Below are 16597 nucleotides of genomic sequence, written 5' to 3'. Positions count from 1 at the left end.
AGCCCCCTTAGAGTGAATGCCATATTCACATAAAGGAGTGCCCATCATGAGATCCCCCATTATCCCGCTGCTGCCCCTGTTCTGCCTCGCGGCCCTGCCCGCCGGCGCCATGACCCTCAAGAGTACCGACATCCGCGAGGGTGAACCCATGGACAAGGTCTTCAGCTTCAACGGCTTTGGTTGCAGCGGCGAGAACCGCTCCCCCCAGTTGAGCTGGCAGAGCCTGCCCGCCGGCACCCAGAGCGTCGCCATCACCGCCTATGACCCGGACGCCCCCACCGGCAGCGGCTGGTGGCACTGGCTGGTGGTGAACCTGCCGGCCAGCCAGAGCGAGCTGCCGAGCAATGCCTCCGGCAAGATCAAGCAGGGGCTGGAGCTTGGCACCGACTACGGTACCCAGGGTTATGGCGGCCCCTGCCCGCCCGCCGGTCACGGCATGCACCGCTACCAGTTCACCGTCTGGGCCCTGCCCAAGGCGCTGGAGGTGAAGGCCAACACCCCGCCCGCCATGGTAGGCTACATGCTCAACAGCCTGGCCCTTGGCAAGGCCACCCTGACCGCCACCTTCACCACCCCCTAGGAGCCCGCCCGATGAGCACGCCCCTGCTGCAACTGAATCACTACTTCGGGATCCGCCAGCAGCCCCTGCGCCGGGTGCTCATCTACGCGCCGACCCTCATCTGGGTGCAGCAGGGCCGCAAGCAGCTGTGGTGGCGGGAGCAGCGCCTCTCCTTTGACAAGGAGAGCTGGCTGCTGATCCCGGCGGGTCACCGGCTCACCTTCGTCAACCAGCCGGAGCAGGGCACGTTTCGCTCCCAGGCGCTCACCCTGCTGGCCCCGCCACCGGCCGAGTGGCTGGCAGAGAGCACCCTCGATCTCCTCAAGCCACCGGCCATCAGGGTGACGTCGGCCCTCGCCTTCTGCTTCGATCTCGTCACCACCATGGCGCAGCGGCAGCTCTGCGAGACGGCCCAGACCCAGCTGCTGCAAGGGTTTTATGGCGAGCTCAGGGAAGCGGGGGGCCTTGGCCTGCTCTTTCCTGCCACCACCATGACCCTGGGGGAACGGCTGGCCCGTTACCTCAGCGTGGAGCCTGGTCTCGATCACCGGCTGGAGACGGTAGCGACCCACTTCGCCATGAGCCGCGCCTCTCTGGTCCGCAAGCTGGCCGCCGAGGGGCGCAGCTTTCGCCAGGTGCTGACCCAGGTACGCCTGGGGCACGCCCTCACCCTGCTGCAACAGGGGCTCACGCCGCTTCAGACCGCCCTCGCCTGTGGCTACGACTCCCCCGGCCGCTTTGCCGCGCGCTTCAAGGAGGAGTTCGGCCTGACCCCCCACCAATACCTGCGTACCTGCCCCTCCTCTCTCTCACTGACTGCCACCACAAAAGTAAATAATTACTAAAACACAGAGTTATGTAACCTCGTGTAACCGGGTGATCCGGCTCACACTCGCCCCTCCTGCACTGTGACACAGCGCCAATAATCCCGTCAGAATCGCCCTATAATGGCTCTCGCAAACGCTTTCACTAAAATAATCACTAAAAAACACCTTCCTTAACCTACAAAAACTGTCATTGGAGCGAGAGATGTTTCGTAAAAATTTACTTTCCATCACCCTGAGCGTCGCCCTGTTCGGCCTCACTGCCTGCAACGGCAATGACTCCAGCAGCCCGGCCGCCCCCAGCGCCACCCTGGCGAACCAGTATCAGAACGTGATCGACCGCAGCGGCACCCCGCTCCAGTTCCGTGACTTTGACAGCTACGCCAACCTCAAATACAACCCGCTGCTCGATCTCGGCGCCTGGCACGGCTTCCTGCTGCCCGCCAGCGACAGCGAATGGGGCGGCTTTACCGGTCCCATGGTCATCGCCGAGGAGTACAGCCTGTTCTTCGCAAGCGAATTGGACAAGCTGACCCTGAGCGACGAGAGCGGCCGCGCCTTCCCGCTCACCAGCGCCAGCAAGCAGGCGCTGTACGCCATCCCGGGGGCGCTGGTGCAGCGCTTCGAATTCGACCCCTTCACCCTGGAGCTGGAGCTGCGCTACGGCGATGCCCGCACTGCGCTGGTTCGCACCCGCCTCATCAACCACACTGACGCCCCCCTCACCCTCAAGCTCAACTGGCAGGGGGAGCTGCTCAACCAGTGGGATGCCAACAAGACGGTCGCCGAGCAGTACCCCGCCTGGACCCGCACCATCAGCCAGACCGAGCGCGGCGTGGCATTCCAGTTCGGCAAACTGCGCAGCACCTGGAACATCATGCAAAGCGGCAGCGCCAGCTACCGCATCGATCGCACCCTGCCCAGTCGCACCACCCTCGACGAGCAGGGGCTCGGCTACGTGAGCGAGGCCAGCCTCACCCTGGCCGCCAAGGGCCAGCAGGATATCTACACCCTGCAGAGCTATGTCCACAGCAGTGCTGACGCGAGTCGCTTCGAGCGAAGCCGCCAGGCGCTGCTGGCCGACCCCGCCAGCCATTTCGACGACTCCATCCGCCGCTGGGAGGATTACCTGGCGCGCGGCCTCTCCAATCAGGGGATCCCGGAATCGGAGCGGCGCATCGCGGTCAAGGCGATGGAGACCCTCAACGGCAACTGGCGCTCACCGGCCGGCGCCATCCTGCACGACGGGGTGACCCCCTCCAACACCGCCCGCTGGTTCGACGGGGTCTGGGCCTGGGACAGCTGGAAGCACGCCTATGCCATGGCCCACTTCAACCCGGAAGTGGCCAAGAACAACGTGCGCGCCATGTATGACTACCAGATCCAGGCCGATGACCCGGTCCGGCCGCAGGATGCCGGCATGGTGATCGACGCCGTCTTCTACAACAAGCTCGCCGATCGCGGTGGCGACGGCGGCAACTGGAACGAGCGCGACACCAAGCCGCCCCTCTCCGCCTGGGCCATCTGGGAGATCTACAGCGCCACCCAGGACAAGGCCTTCATCGCCGAGATGTATCCGAAGATCCAGGCCTATCACGACTGGTGGTATCGGGCGCGGGACAACAACCGCAACGGCATCATCGAATATGGCGCCACCCGCCACGTCGAGCACAACGACGAGTTCGGCAACATCACCTTCAAGGTGCAGTACCCGACGGGGGCACCGGTCGGGCTGGATCTGTCGAGCTGTACCAATGAGGGAGATGGCTGGTATGGCTGCGCCGGCATGGCGCTCTATCAGCAGGTATTGAGCGTTGGCGGCTACGCCGACATGGATATCGGCGCCCAGCACGGGGCCGGCTGGGAGTCCGGCATGGACAACGCCGCCCGCTTCGGCTTTATCGAGCCGGATCAGCTCAAGCGCTATGCCGACAAGACTTATGGCGGCGACATGGCCAGGGCGCGCCAGGACTGGAACGTCTTCTTCTTTGAAAACCATCAGGACGACGGCAGCCTCATCGGCTTCTCCATCGATCAGGAGTCGGTGGAGCTCAACGCCTTCCTCGCCAAGGAGAAGCGCATCCTGGCCGACATGGCCGAGCTGCTCGGCAAGCCTGACGAGGCGAGCCGCTACCGCGAAGGGGCGACCCAGCTGGCTGGCTACATCAACAGCTGCCTGTTCGATGAGGCCTCCGGCTTCTATTACGACCGCCAGATAGCCCAGGGGGATCTGCCCGACGCCAACGGCTGCGTCGGCAAGCTGTTGACCGCCCGCGGCCGTGGCCCGGAAGGGTGGAGCCCGCTCTGGGCCGAGGTAGCGGACAAGGAGAAGGCGGCGCGGGTGCGCGAGGTGATGCTCAATGCCCAGGAGTTCAACACCAAGGTGCCGCTCGGCACGGCGGCGCTGACCAACCCGGCCTACGACCCCGACATCTACTGGCGCGGCCGGGTCTGGCTGGATCAGTTCTACTTCGGGGTGAAGGGGCTGGAGAACTACGGCTATCGCAGCGATGCCCAACAGCTCGTCAACAAGCTGTTTAGCAATGCCGAGGGGCTGGCGGGCAGCGGCCCCATCCGCGAGAACTACAACCCGGAAACCGGCGCCATGCAGGGGGCCAGCAACTTCAGCTGGAGCTCGGCCCACCTCTACATGCTCTATCGCAACTTCCTGAAAACCGAGGGTTGATCCCTCTTTGCAGCAATGAGCCAACAAAAAGGCCTCCGCAAGGGAGGCCTTTCTTATGGCTGCGCCGCAGGTGGCGACTTACTTGACGGTCACCCGGGCAAACTTGCGCTTGCCGACCTGGTAGACGGCGGTACCGGCACCGATGAGGGCCTTGCCATCGTCCAGCTTCTCGCCATCCACCTTGACCGCGCCCTGCTTGATCATGCGCAGCGCTTCGGAGGTGGTGGCCACCAGATCGGCGTCTTTGAGCAGGTTGGCGATGGCCAGCCCTTCCCCTTCCAGTGCCAGCTCGACTTCCGGCATGTCGTCCGGAATGGCGTTCTTGGAGAAGCGCTGGGTGAAATCTTCGTGGGCCGCTTCAGCCGCAGCCTCGTCGTGATAACGGGCGATGATCTCCTTGGCCAGCCAAATCTTCACGTCACGTGGGTTAAGGGTGCCGGCGGCAATGCCCGCCTTGAACTCTTCGATTTCAGCCAGCGGACGGAAGGAGAGCAGCTCGTAGTAGTTCCACATCAGCTCGTCGGTGATGGACATGATCTTGCCGAACATCTCCCCCGGGGCATCGTGCACACCGATGTAGTTGGCAGCGGACTTGGACATCTTCTTGACACCGTCCAGGCCTACCAGCAGCGGCATCATCAACACGCACTGGGTCGCCATGCCCGAATCTTTTTGCAGCTCGCGACCCATCAGCAGGTTGAACTTCTGATCGGTACCGCCGAGCTCGACGTCCGCCTTCAGCGCGACCGAGTCATAGCCTTGCAGCAGCGGATAGAGGAATTCGTGAATGGCGATGGACTGGCCGTTGCTGTAGCGCTTCTTGAAGTCGTCGCGCTCCATCATGCGGGCCACGGTCTGCTTGGCCGCCAGCTTGATCATGCCGGTCGCGCCCAGCTCACTCAGCCAGGTCGAGTTGTACTCGATGCGGGTCTTGGCCGGGTCGAGGATCTTGAACGCCTGCTCGGCATAGGTGAGGGCGTTGTGCTTGATGGCCTCTTCGGAGAGCGGCGGACGGGTGGCGTTCTTGCCGGAGGGGTCACCCACCATGGCGGTGAAGTCACCGATCAGCAGGATCACTTCATGGCCCAGATCCTGGAAGGTCTTCAGCTTGTTGAGGATCACGGTATGACCCAGGTGGATGTCCGGCGCGGTCGGGTCCATCCCCAGCTTGATGCGCAGGGGGCGCCCTTCCTTCAACTTGGCGATCAGTTCTTCTTCAACCAGAATTTCTTCCGCTCCGCGCTTGATCTCGGCTAGCGCCACCTCGAGCTGGGACATTTTTTGACTCTCCAATCACGATTCCACAGGGCCAGACATATTACTGGAATGGCGGGCCAATTGGAAAGGCGGTAAACTCCGACCTTCTTCCGGGTTCAACTTTGTCTGCTTCTCATGGTCCTTTGGCACGCCTTCAACTCTCTCCCTCACTGGCACCGCAAGATGGTGCTGATCCTGAGCATCATGGTGATGATGCTGGCGGCCTGGCCGAGCGAACAGGCAGTCGCCACCCGGGTCGATGACAACGACAACGAACTGGCCGTCGAGCAGCAGGTCGACGAGGAGGCGCAGCTGGCACGGGCCGAGCCCGTCACCCCGCCCAAACCGCGCTATGTCACCAGACAGGTGAAGGTGCGCAGCGGCGACAACATGGGGGTCATCTTCCAGCGCCTGGGCCTCAGTACCACGGATCTGCACCTCATCGACCAGCTCGAGGGCACGGATACCCTGCGCCTGCTCAAACCCGGTCAGGAGCTCACCTTCAAGCTCACCAAGGGCGGCGAGCTGCACAGCCTCTATTACCCCCACAGCCTGGAGCAGGCGCTCAAGGTGAACCGCCGGGATGACGGCTTCGTGGCCAGGCCGGTGAAGATCGAGCTCGACACCCGCGAACAGGTGGCCCAGGGGGAGATCCGCTCCAGCTTCTGGGGCGCCGCCGTCGAAGCGGGCATGACGGAAGACCAGATCATGGATCTCGCCGCCATCTTCGGCTGGGACATCGACTTTGCCCAGGACCTGCAACCGGGGGACAGCTTCCGGGTGGTCTACCAGGACAAATACCAGGATGACGAGCGGGTTGCCTCCGGCGACATCCTGGCCGCCGAGTTCATCAACCAGGGGGCCATCTACCGCGCCGTGCTGAATGAGGATGGCAACTACTACACCCCGGACGGCAAGGCGATGCGCAAGAGCTTCCTGCGCGCGCCGGTCAACTTCAAATACATCAGCTCCAACTTCAATCCGCGCCGCCTTCACCCGGTCACCGGCAAGGTGCGTCCCCACAACGGCATCGACTACGTGGCGCCGGTGGGGACCCCCATCATGGCGGCGGGCGGCGGCAGCGTGGTGGCCGCCGGCTATAACCAGTTCAACGGCAACTACGTCTTCATCAAGCACGCTGGCAACTACGTGACCAAGTACCTGCACCTCTCCAAGCGCACCGTCAACAAGGGGCAGCGAGTGAAGCAGGGGCAAACCATCGGCCTGCTCGGCGGCACCGGCCGGGTCACAGGCCCGCACCTGCACTATGAATTCGTGGTGGGCGGCGTGCACAAGAACCCGCGCACCCTCAACCTGCCCCAGGCGGAGTCTCTCAGCGGGCGGGCGCTGGCCAGCTTCAAGGCCCAGGCCATGCCCCAACTGGCCAAGCTGGACAGCCCCGAGCTGCAACTGGCCAGAAACAAGGGCAACGGCGACGACAGCTGAGCGCTGTCGACCAAGGTGGAACACGGTATCAGACCGTTCCTCTGCATCACTGAAGAGGTGATGTCATGAGCGGGCCATATATCCGATTGATGCCGGGGACCAAGGCGGAACACGGCATCGGACGGTTCCTCTGCATCATTGAAAGGGGGTTGTCATGACGGAACGCTATATAGGCTTGATGTCCGGTACCAGCATGGACGGTATCGACGCCGTGCTGGTGACGATGGATAGGGAAGCGCTTCGAGTAGAGGCGGCGCTGTGCCATCCCTGGCCAGCGGAGACCGCCCACGAGCTGCACGCCCTCTGCACCCCGGGGGAGAACGAAATCGACCGCATGGGGGTCGCCGACAACCTGGTGGCCCGCGAATTTGCCGCCGCCACCCAGGCCCTGCTCGCCAAGGCGGCGCTGACTCCCAAGGAGATTCGCGCCATCGGCAGTCACGGCCAGACCATACGCCACCGCCCTGCCCTCGGCTTTACCCTGCAGATTGGCAACGCGGCCTTGCTGGCGGCCCTGACCGGCATCGACGTGGTGGCCGATTTTCGCACCATGGACATGGCCCTCGGCGGTCAGGGGGCGCCCCTGGTGCCCGCCTTCCATCAGGCGCTCTTTGCCCGCCCCGGCGCCCTGCGGGTCGTGCTGAACCTCGGCGGCATTGCCAATATCTCGGTGCTGCCCGGCCAGACCGACGGGGGGGCTGGTTCAGGGGTATATGGCTTCGATACCGGCCCCGCCAACACCCTGCTCGACGGCTGGTATCGCCGCCATCAGCCCCACGGTGACAGCTATGATGCCGGTGGCCAGTGGGCCGCCAGCGGCAAGCCTATCCCTGCGCTGCTGGAGCAGTTGCTGGCTCACCCCTACTTCGCCGCCCCCGCCCCCAAGAGCACGGGGCGTGAGATGTTCACCCTCGACTGGCTCGATGGCGAGCTGGGCGGCTGCACATACGCCCCCGCAGATGTGCAGCGTACCCTGCAATCCCTCACCTGCCACAGCATCGCCCGCCAGTTGCCCGCCCACCGTGATGCGCCAACCCGGCCCGAGCTGTTTGTCTGCGGCGGCGGTGCCCACAACGCCCCGCTGCTGGCGGAGCTGGCAGCCCTGCTGCCCGACTGGCATCTGACCAGTACCGCCCAGCTCGGCCTTGCACCGGACTGGGTGGAAGGGGCCGCCTTTGCCTGGCTGGCACAACGCTTTATCCAGCGAAAGCCGGGCAACCTGCCTGCGGTGACCGGTGCGAGTCGCCCGGCGGTGCTGGGCGCCCTCTATCCCGCCTGAGCCGCTTCCCGAGCGCCCTCCCCCCTAATGGAACAAGCCCGAACAGGTGCACCTGATCGGGCTTGTTGTTATGCCTGGCGCCAGATGGCGCAGACCCGTCACTCTGTGCTCCCTACCCGAGCCGCTCTTTCAACCTGGCCGCCTGCGCCTTGAAGGTCTCATAATCGGCGACATGCCGACTCCTGGCGGCGGTGATCCACTGCACGCCCGTCTCGTCGGCGTGGGAAAATTCGATGCAAAACTCATATTTCGCGCTGGAGAGCAGCCCCATCAGGGCGCCAGACAGAAAACCCACCAGGGGCAGGAAGAGCACGATGAGCCAGTTGCCCGCCTGCTCGTAGGAAGGGGTGAAGTAAAAGAGCACACTGGAGGTAACTACTCCCAGCAACAAGGTCTTCTTGAGCCGCTCCATCCAGCCGAGTGCTTTTACCTGCACGCCGACGATGCGGCCCAGATCGTAGCGATCCTTGTTCACCCTCAGTGTGTTGTCCGACTGCTCAATGGCAATGGCCATCCTGATACTCCGTCCTGTTGGCTATGGCGATAAGGGGTTGCCGTGGCGGCCCCGGATTGTGCATCCCGTGATCATGACGGACCAGCAGCCAGCCACGGGGCGATGGGCGGCACCTCCCCCAACAGGAACACACGCTGCGCATGGTATCGTATGGCGCCAAACATCAAAAGACGTTCACATCAAAAGGCGAGGTGGATCACCTTCTACCCGCCCCTTGTCCCCCGTGCAGCCGTTGGCTTTTCTGGCCATCCTCTCATGGGCAAGGTAGCCGGGGGATCAGGGGTCAGTGAGATTACAGCCCCGTGATGACCCTCAGGAGGGGCGGGCCGATGGGATAGCGCCATGGGCCCACACCTCGAGAGCACTCCCATGGCCCTAGAAGGCCCACTTCAGGAAGCGGTTTACCTGGCGCTTGACCGGTGCACAGAGCGGCGGTTTGGGAGGCTCCAGGTTGATCTGTCTGCGGCCCACCCTGGCTTCGCCCCGCAGCAGGATCTGGAGATAGTGGGGATGCTGGCGCTGGATGAATCGAGAGATCTCATGGGCCCAGGGTTTGGGGACTCCCCACAGGGTCGAGGCCAGGGCGCCGACGATACAGAAGAAGGCGGGCTCGTGCATGCCCATCCTGACGCCATTCTCCAGCGCCTCCTTGAAGGAGCCCGAATGGGCGATGCAGGTCATCACATTGACCATGAAGGCAGCATAGTCATCTTCCCCGCCGTGGCCCACCCTGGCCACCAACCCGGCCTGCGGTCTGTAGCCGAACTGGTGGCCGATGTGCTCAAGCACTTCATTGCGCTGGCGAATGACCTTGGCATAGAACATCAGCATGGCGGTACAGTCGAGCGCCTGGCTCAAGGCCGCCTGATGAGGATGGCTCTGGGTGGGACGGGGGGTGGTCAGCAGCGCGATCTCCTCCGAGATGGCGAGCAGACCGATGGGCACCGCCGTGCTGATAAAGGCGAGATCGATGGCGATCGCCAGGTCCTGGCCCTCCTCCATCCGGCCAATGACCACCTGCTCGGCAAAGAGGCGACGCTGGCGCTCGATAAAGGCGCCATAGATCAGGGCCCTGAACTTCTTCTGGGGATAGGGGGTATCGAGCAGGGTCTCCATGGTCAGGATGGCGGCACCGGTGCGACCGCGCAGTTGATAGTCGGGGGCGAGGGGGAAGTGCTTGCCTAGGCGGGGGGGTGGCCGAAACCCGCTGGTGCGGCTGTACATGTCACCCAGAATGAATCCAAGCATAAAACCTCCGAAGTCAGATGACGGGGATCGCGATGCGATCGCATGTGCCACTCCCGGGCAGATGAGTGCCGATCCGTGCTGCTCGTCGGCAGGGTCCCTGATTTCATTATTAATCATACAGTTAATAATCCACCCAAACCCCGACCCAGGTCGCAATAACGGCAGTTGATGATAAAGAACACAAATAAGGGTGGTGCGGGGAAGATGAGCCGGCTGCATCGCAAGGAGTGCGGGATACGTCAGGGCGGCAAAGCAGGGCGGACTCCGGGGCCCCCTCACAGGAAAGGTCATGACAGGAGTGATATGCATCGGGGGGCGGCAAGTCGGGCCAGGCAAGGGGAAGGCCCCCTCCCCTTGCGTATGAGCCTTGTTGGCGGGCTGCGTTCGCGCCGCTGAAAAGATATGGCATAGGCGGCGCGGTGACCCGCCCATGTCAGCCTCCGCTGCAGGGGCTAAAAAGCGCCCTCTCTTTCTCCCGTATTTATGTCATGACCTGTGGCCATGCAAAGAGGGTGAATGTTATTTCAGTGTGCTCACCGCAGCATATTTTGGCGGCGCTGAACAGGGCGTCGAGAGAGCGATAAATAGATAGCTATGCAAAACCGGGAGAATAAGCTGCAATTTCGCCAAAAGTATTAACGGAGGATTCACAGGCTGTAACCCTGATGCGCGACAATATGGCGCTATCTGGTTCCACTTTCATGGTAAAGCGGGATCATCATCACCTTTATTTGCCATACCCGTCATGAATTGAATCGCAAAATGAATATATTTCACTCTGTTGAGCCACTTCATAGAAACAGGATCCCGGTTTGCATCCCCGGATAACCGCCCCCTAGAATTCTCCCGTCTGAATCATCAGGCCAACTTCTCTCCCTTGTCTGTTGCACGCGCTGTCTGCATCGAAACAGGGCTCGACACTGTGATGATCGTTCTCCTTTTCTCCGTCGCCCTGCGGCGGGAACGGGCAACTGTTGCCGCAATATCACGAGTCATCAGCGTGCCGTATTCGGCCAGGGAAGAACAATGCGGCCCGGACCCTACATCAAAAACGAAAAAGGAGTATCGCCATGAGTGGTACCATCATCAAGTCAGCCAGAAATACCCCCAATGCGCCTCAGGATCTGGGGCCCTATACCCAGAGCGTGGCCTTCTCCCACTACAACAATATTGCCGCCCAGCTCCCGGTCGATCCGAAAACGGGCGCGCTGGTCGCAGGGGATATCCAGGCGCAGGCCAGACAGTGTCTCACCAATATCCAGGCCATCGTCCAGAGCGTTGGCCACGGCATGGAGGACATGGTGAAGGTGACCCTGTTCCTCGCGGACATCGCCGACCTCGATGCCGTCAACGCCGTCTATCGGGAATTCTTCCCCCACTCGCTGCCGACCCGCACAGTGCTCGCCGTCGCCAGTCTGCCGCTCGGCGCCAGGGTGCAGATGGACGCCCTGCTCTCCAACGGGGAAGGCACCTTCCCCCAGGCCCCCTGCCCGCTGCTCAAGATCTCCCGAAACAGCGACCGCGCCCCGCAGGATCCGCTCTCCAGCCAGAGCGTCGCCTTCTCCCACTACAACAATATCGGTGCCCAGCTGCCCCTCGACCCCGCCTCCGGCGCCCTGGTTGACGGTGGCATCCGCGAGCAGGCGGCCCAGTGCCTGCGCAATATCAAAACCGTGCTGGAGAGCATCGACGTGCCCTTTGACGACATCGTCAAGGTGACCGTCTATCTGACCAATCTGGCGGATCTCGACGCCGTCAACGAGGTTTACACCACCTTCTTCCCGGACTCCGCCATCGCCCGTGCCGTCGCCTATCTGCCCGCCCGCTCTGTGGTCAGTGCCGCCGCCCTGCCGCTGAGCGCCCGGGTGCAGATGGATGCGGTCATCTCCCACGGTGACGGCACCCCGCCCCAGCTGGTGGAAGACAGGCACAACCTGGTGATCCGTGCCCGCAATACCGACAAAGCGCCGAGAAGCCCGCTGCATACCCAGAGCGTCGCCTTCTCCCACTACAACCATATCGCGGGCCAGCTGCCGCTCGACATGACCACAGACAAAGTGCTGACCGGTTGCGTCCGTGAGCAGACCGCCCAGTGCCTCGGCCATATCAAGACCATCGTCGAGAGCATCGGCCACGTGATGGACGATATCGTCAAGGTCAATATCCAGGTGAAGAACATCGAGGATCTGGACGCGGTCAATGCCATCTACACCCAATACTTCCCGGCCTACCTGCCCGCCCGCACCGTGATTGGCGTCAGCGAGCTGCCCGCAGGCGCCCTGGTGCAGATGGATGCCGTACTCTCCAATGCGGAAAGCACCCCGCCGCAGGTGTAAGACATTGCTTTAACGATAAAAAGACACCGGCTTAGGCCGGTGTCTTCGTTCACTTATAGTAGATTTCTCTTCTAATCTAAAACTTATATCCATCTGAATAAACCTATCTAATTATAAATATTTGCAGACAGTTACACATTTATAGTCACAGTTGTAGCCACAGTCGCGAGTAACATCTCATTTATTAAACTCTAGGAAATCCTCACCACCTATGGCATGCTTCATCTAACTACCAGCCTTCAACTTAACCTGTGAAAACAAAGTAAATAATCGACAGGGGATTTTATATTTATGTCTGAACGTTCCATAGAGTTAATAAAGCAAAGCATTAATGGGGCAAATAAATATGACTATTTTATAGTTGGCATCGGAGCTGCAACATTCTCTTATTTTGCCAAAGATTTCAAGGTTAGTGATAATTTCTATATTAATGAAAGTACATTGACTTTGTTAGCGTTAGCTTTGCTATCTATATCAGTTGTTTGTGGGTTAAAGACAATATCACTTTACAATGTTTACCTAAATAAAAATGGCAAATACCTTGATCTTTCAGAACATCTAGCAGGATACAAAAAGAATGCAATAGAAGGCGGCGTTGCAATCAACGAAGAGAATGGGGACATTCTCTATCCAGATGAATCAGAGTTAAAAGCTCAGGTATTATCAGAACTACTTCCAGAGCGAAAGTATCAGCTACTCAAGCTAGGAAATAAAATAGAAATTGGTTACAAAATTAGAGATTACTCACTATTTCTATCTTATATATTCCTAGCAATGAGCAAGTCTATTCCGCTTTTTATTCACTTAATACCATAGAACTAACATTAAGGCTTAGTTATATATTGCAAGCCATAATTATTATATAAAAAAGCGCCTCCCGAGGGAGGCGCTTTTCAGTTCAGTACCAAGCAATCAGCGATTACAGGGATTCAGCGGTCGCAACCACGTTTTCCACGGTAAAGCCGAATTCCTTGAACAGCAGCTCGGCCGGGGCGGACTCACCGAAGGTGCGCATGCCGATGATCTTGCCGCCAAAGCCCACGTACTTGTACCAGTAGTCGGCGATGCCCGCTTCGATGGCCACACGCTTGGTGACGGCGGCTGGCAGGACAGACTCCTTGTACTCGGCGGACTGGGCATCGAACACGTCGGTAGAGGGGATGGAGACCACGCGCACGGCACGGCCCTTGGCAGTCAGCTGCTCATAGGCAGCCACGGCCAGCTCCACTTCGGAACCGGTGGCGATCAGGATCAGCTCCGGGGTACCGGCACAATCCTTCAGCACATAACCACCCTTGGCGGCATCGGCCAGTTGCTGGGCGGTGCGGTCCATCTGGGCCAGGTTCTGACGGGAGAAGATCAGGGAGGTCGGGCCGTCGGTACGCTCGATGGCGTGTTTCCAGGCGATGGCGGACTCTACCTGATCACACGGGCGCCAGGTGCTCATGTTCGGGGTCAGACGCAGGGAGGCGATCTGCTCGACCGGCTGGTGAGTCGGACCATCTTCACCCAGACCAATGGAGTCGTGGGTATAGACGAAGATGGCGCGCTGCTTCATCAGGGCGGCCATGCGCAGGGCGTTGCGGGCGTACTCCATGAACATCAGGAAGGTGGCACCGTAGGGGATGAAACCACCGTGCAGGGCGATGCCGTTCATGATGGCGGACATGCCGAACTCGCGCACGCCGTAGTGGATGTAGTTGCCTGCGGCGCTCTCGGGAGTCAGGGACTTGGAGCCGGACCACATGGTCAGGTTGGACGGCGCGAGATCCGCGGAGCCGCCCATGAATTCCGGCAGCAGCTTGCCGAAGGATTCCAGGGAGTTCTGGGACGCTTTACGGGTCGCGATCTTGGCCGGGTTGGCCTGCAGGGTTTCGATGATCTTGGCGGATTCAGCAGCCCAGTTGGCCGGCAGCTCGCCAGTGGTGCGGCGCTTGAATTCGGCAGCCAGGGTCGGGTGAGCGGCTTCATAGGCGGCGAACTTGGCAGCCCAGTCGGATTCGAGCTTGGCACCCTTCTCCTGACCGTTCCACTCGGCGGCGATGTCGGACGGGATGACGAACGGCGCGTGGTCCCACTTCAGGAAGGCACGGGCGGCGGCGATCTCGTCATTGCCCAGCGGTGCGCCGTGGCAGTCGTGGGAGCCGGACTTGTTCGGGGAACCGTAACCGATGATGGTGCGGCAGCAGATCAGGGTCGGCTTGCCGGTCTCGGCCTTGGCGGCTTCGATGGCAGCGTTGATGGCTTCCGGGTTGTGACCGTCAACGGCCGGGATGACGTGCCAGCCGTAGGCTTCGAAGCGCTTGGGAGTGTCGTCGGTGAACCAGCCTTCTACGTGACCGTCGATGGAGATGCCGTTGTCATCCCAGAACGCGATCAGCTTGCCCAGACCCAGGGTGCCGGCCAGGGAGCAGGCTTCGTGGGAGATACCTTCCATCAGGCAGCCGTCGCCCATGAAGGCGTAGGTGTAGTGGTCGACGATGTCGTGACCCGGCTGGTTGAACTGCTCGGCCATGGCCTTCTCAGCGATCGCCATGCCCACGGCGTTGGTGATGCCCTGACCCAGCGGACCGGTGGTGGTTTCAACGCCCGGTGCATAACCGTACTCCGGGTGACCCGGGGTGCGAGAGTGCAGTTGGCGGAAGTTTTTCAGATCGTCGATGGAGAGGTCATAACCGGAGAGGTGCAGCAGGGAGTACAGCAGCATGGAGCCGTGGCCGTTGGAGAGAATGAAACGGTCGCGGTCGGCCCACTTGGGGTTGTTCGGGTTGTGTTTGAGGTGGCTGCGCCACAGCACTTCAGCGATATCCGCCATTCCCATGGGGGCGCCCGGGTGACCGGAGTTGGCTTTTTGAACGGCATCCATACTCAATGCACGAATGGCATTGGCAAGCTCTTTACGAGAAGGCATCTGTATCTCCTGCGATTGCTTCATTTGATGGCCAAGATTAAGGCGCGTTATTGTCCCAGCAGGGGGCGCGGCGTGCAAATATTATCTGGGCGAATAAAGTGGCTTTGGGAGCACAATCGCTTTTCTGGGCGGGGAAAACGATTCAATCCGCCCCCTGCCTTACCTCCATGGAGGTGGATCCCTTCCCCGTCCCGCCCCGGGCGGCTCCACCCCCAAATAGTGCTGGCAATCACCGGATGACCTATTTAAAATAGACGTCCAGATGTAGATACCTCTACAGTCATCCTGTCATTATCCGGTTATGGCCAAGGCGATAACCCTTACGAATCGAGAACCAAACATGGCAAAGCTGTTTACTTCCGAGTCGGTCTCCGAAGGCCATCCCGATAAAATCGCCGACCAGATCTCCGATGCGGTGCTGGACGCCATCCTGCAGCAGGACACCAAGGCGCGCGTCGCCTGCGAAACCCTGGTCAAGACCGGCATGGTGATGGTAGCCGGCGAAGTGACCACCTCTGCCTGGGTCGACATCGAACAGATCGTGCGCGACACCGTGCGCGAGATTGGTTACACCCACTCCGACATGGGCTTCGACGCCGACTCCTGCGCCGTGCTGAACGCCATCGGCAAACAGTCTCCGGACATCAACCAGGGCGTCGACCGTACCGACCCGCTGGAGCAAGGTGCCGGTGACCAGGGCCTGATGTTCGGCTACGCCACCAACGAAACCGACGTGCTGATGCCCGCGCCCATCACCTACTCCCACCTGCTGGTGAAGCGTCAGGCAGAAGTGCGCAAGAACGGCACCCTGCCGTGGCTGCGTCCGGACGCCAAGAGCCAGCTGACCTTCGCCTACGACGACGCAGGCAAGATCCTGGGTGTCGATGCCGTGGTGCTCTCCACCCAGCATTGCGACTCCATCAGCCACAGCGATCTGGTGGAAGCGGTGCGCGAAGAGATCATCAAGCCGGTGCTGCCGGCCGAGTGGATCAACAAGGACACCAAGTACTTCATCAACCCGACCGGTCGTTTCGTCATCGGCGGCCCCATGGGTGACTGCGGTCTGACCGGTCGCAAGATCATCGTCGACACCTACGGCGGCATGGCCCGTCACGGTGGTGGCGCCTTCTCCGGCAAGGATCCGTCCAAGGTGGACCGCTCCGCCGCCTACGCCGCCCGCTACGTGGCCAAGAACATAGTCGCCGCAGGTCTCGCGGATCGCTGTGAAGTGCAGGTCTCCTACGCCATCGGCGTGGCCGAGCCCACCTCCATCAGCGTCGAAACCTTCGGTACCGGCAAGGTGGCCGAAGCCCTGCTGGTCAAGCTGGTGCGCGAGTTCTTCGAGCTGCGCCCCTATGGCCTCATCGAGATGCTGGATCTGAAGCGTCCGATCTACCAGGCAACCGCCGCTTACGGCCACTTCGGCCGCGACGAGTTCCCCTGGGAGAAGACCGACAAGGCCGGGCTGCTGCGCGCTGCCGCTGGCCTGTAAGGCTCGAGGTTGTGATAAAAGGGGAGCCTGGCTCCCCTTTTGCTT

12 protein-coding genes are annotated in these 16597 nt (G+C 61.1%); 8 read left to right on the top strand and 4 right to left on the bottom strand.

Going from position 1 to position 16597, the window contains the following annotated elements:
- The first annotated feature begins 46 nt into the window (after positions 1–46).
- The 3 genes from I6L32_RS12800 (at position 47) to ygjK (ending at position 4069) form a co-directional block, all read left to right on the top strand.
- A complete protein-coding gene (locus tag I6L32_RS12800) occupies positions 47–580 on the top strand; it encodes a YbhB/YbcL family Raf kinase inhibitor-like protein (protein ID WP_049637270.1) in 534 nt (177 codons plus the stop codon).
- A gap of 11 nt (positions 581–591) precedes the next feature.
- Positions 592–1404 (top strand): AraC family transcriptional regulator, encoded by an 813-nt coding sequence (locus tag I6L32_RS12795; RefSeq protein WP_048207195.1) that lies wholly within the window; start codon positions 592–594, stop codon positions 1402–1404.
- A 184-nt stretch (positions 1405–1588) separates the two neighbouring features.
- Positions 1589–4069, top strand: a complete 2481-nt coding sequence (gene ygjK / locus I6L32_RS12790) for an alpha-glucosidase (RefSeq protein ID WP_216943979.1) — start codon at positions 1589–1591, stop codon at positions 4067–4069.
- Positions 4070–4147: 78 nt separating this feature from the next.
- Here the strand turns inward: ygjK and tyrS are convergent, their stop codons facing one another.
- The gene (gene tyrS, locus I6L32_RS12785; RefSeq protein ID WP_216943978.1) at positions 4148–5347 is read right to left on the bottom strand and encodes a tyrosine--tRNA ligase; all 1200 of its coding nucleotides are present in this window, start codon (positions 5345–5347) and stop codon (positions 4148–4150) included.
- A gap of 114 nt (positions 5348–5461) precedes the next feature.
- Between tyrS and I6L32_RS12780 the strand changes: the two genes are divergently transcribed.
- Together I6L32_RS12780 and I6L32_RS12775 are read left to right on the top strand one after the other, a co-directional pair.
- On the top strand, positions 5462–6772 hold the full coding sequence (locus I6L32_RS12780; protein WP_069784477.1) for a peptidoglycan DD-metalloendopeptidase family protein: 1311 nt from the start codon (positions 5462–5464) through the stop codon (positions 6770–6772).
- A gap of 154 nt (positions 6773–6926) precedes the next feature.
- Positions 6927–8051, top strand: coding sequence for an anhydro-N-acetylmuramic acid kinase (locus I6L32_RS12775; protein WP_216943977.1), 1125 nt, complete (start codon positions 6927–6929; stop codon positions 8049–8051).
- Positions 8052–8163: 112 nt separating this feature from the next.
- Here the strand turns inward: I6L32_RS12775 and I6L32_RS12770 are convergent, their stop codons facing one another.
- Both I6L32_RS12770 and I6L32_RS12765 read right to left on the bottom strand, forming a co-directional pair.
- Entirely contained in the window at positions 8164–8565 is a 402-nt protein-coding gene (locus tag I6L32_RS12770; protein ID WP_254203825.1) for a hypothetical protein, read from the bottom strand.
- 375 nt (positions 8566–8940) lie between these two features.
- The gene (locus tag I6L32_RS12765) at positions 8941–9813 is read right to left on the bottom strand and encodes a hypothetical protein (RefSeq protein ID WP_216943976.1); all 873 of its coding nucleotides are present in this window, start codon (positions 9811–9813) and stop codon (positions 8941–8943) included.
- A gap of 1070 nt (positions 9814–10883) precedes the next feature.
- Here I6L32_RS12765 and I6L32_RS12760 point away from each other — a divergent pair.
- A complete protein-coding gene (locus I6L32_RS12760; RefSeq protein ID WP_216943975.1) occupies positions 10884–12149 on the top strand; it encodes a RidA family protein in 1266 nt (421 codons plus the stop codon).
- Positions 12150–12440: 291 nt separating this feature from the next.
- Positions 12441–12965 (top strand): hypothetical protein, encoded by a 525-nt coding sequence (locus tag I6L32_RS12755; protein ID WP_216943974.1) that lies wholly within the window; start codon positions 12441–12443, stop codon positions 12963–12965.
- Between the two features lie 103 nt (positions 12966–13068).
- Here I6L32_RS12755 and tkt read toward each other — a convergent pair whose 3' ends face one another.
- Entirely contained in the window at positions 13069–15060 is a 1992-nt protein-coding gene (tkt, locus tag I6L32_RS12750) for a transketolase (protein ID WP_216943973.1), read from the bottom strand.
- Between the two features lie 340 nt (positions 15061–15400).
- Between tkt and metK the strand changes: the two genes are divergently transcribed.
- Entirely contained in the window at positions 15401–16552 is a 1152-nt protein-coding gene (metK, locus tag I6L32_RS12745; RefSeq protein WP_216943972.1) for a methionine adenosyltransferase, read from the top strand.
- Positions 16553–16597: the final 45 nt, after the last annotated feature.

Origin of the sequence: Aeromonas sp. FDAARGOS 1402 (assembly GCF_019046925.1) — a bacterium.
GTDB lineage: Bacteria > Pseudomonadota > Gammaproteobacteria > Enterobacterales > Aeromonadaceae > Aeromonas > Aeromonas caviae.
This window is presented reverse-complemented; position numbering and strand designations above follow the sequence as displayed.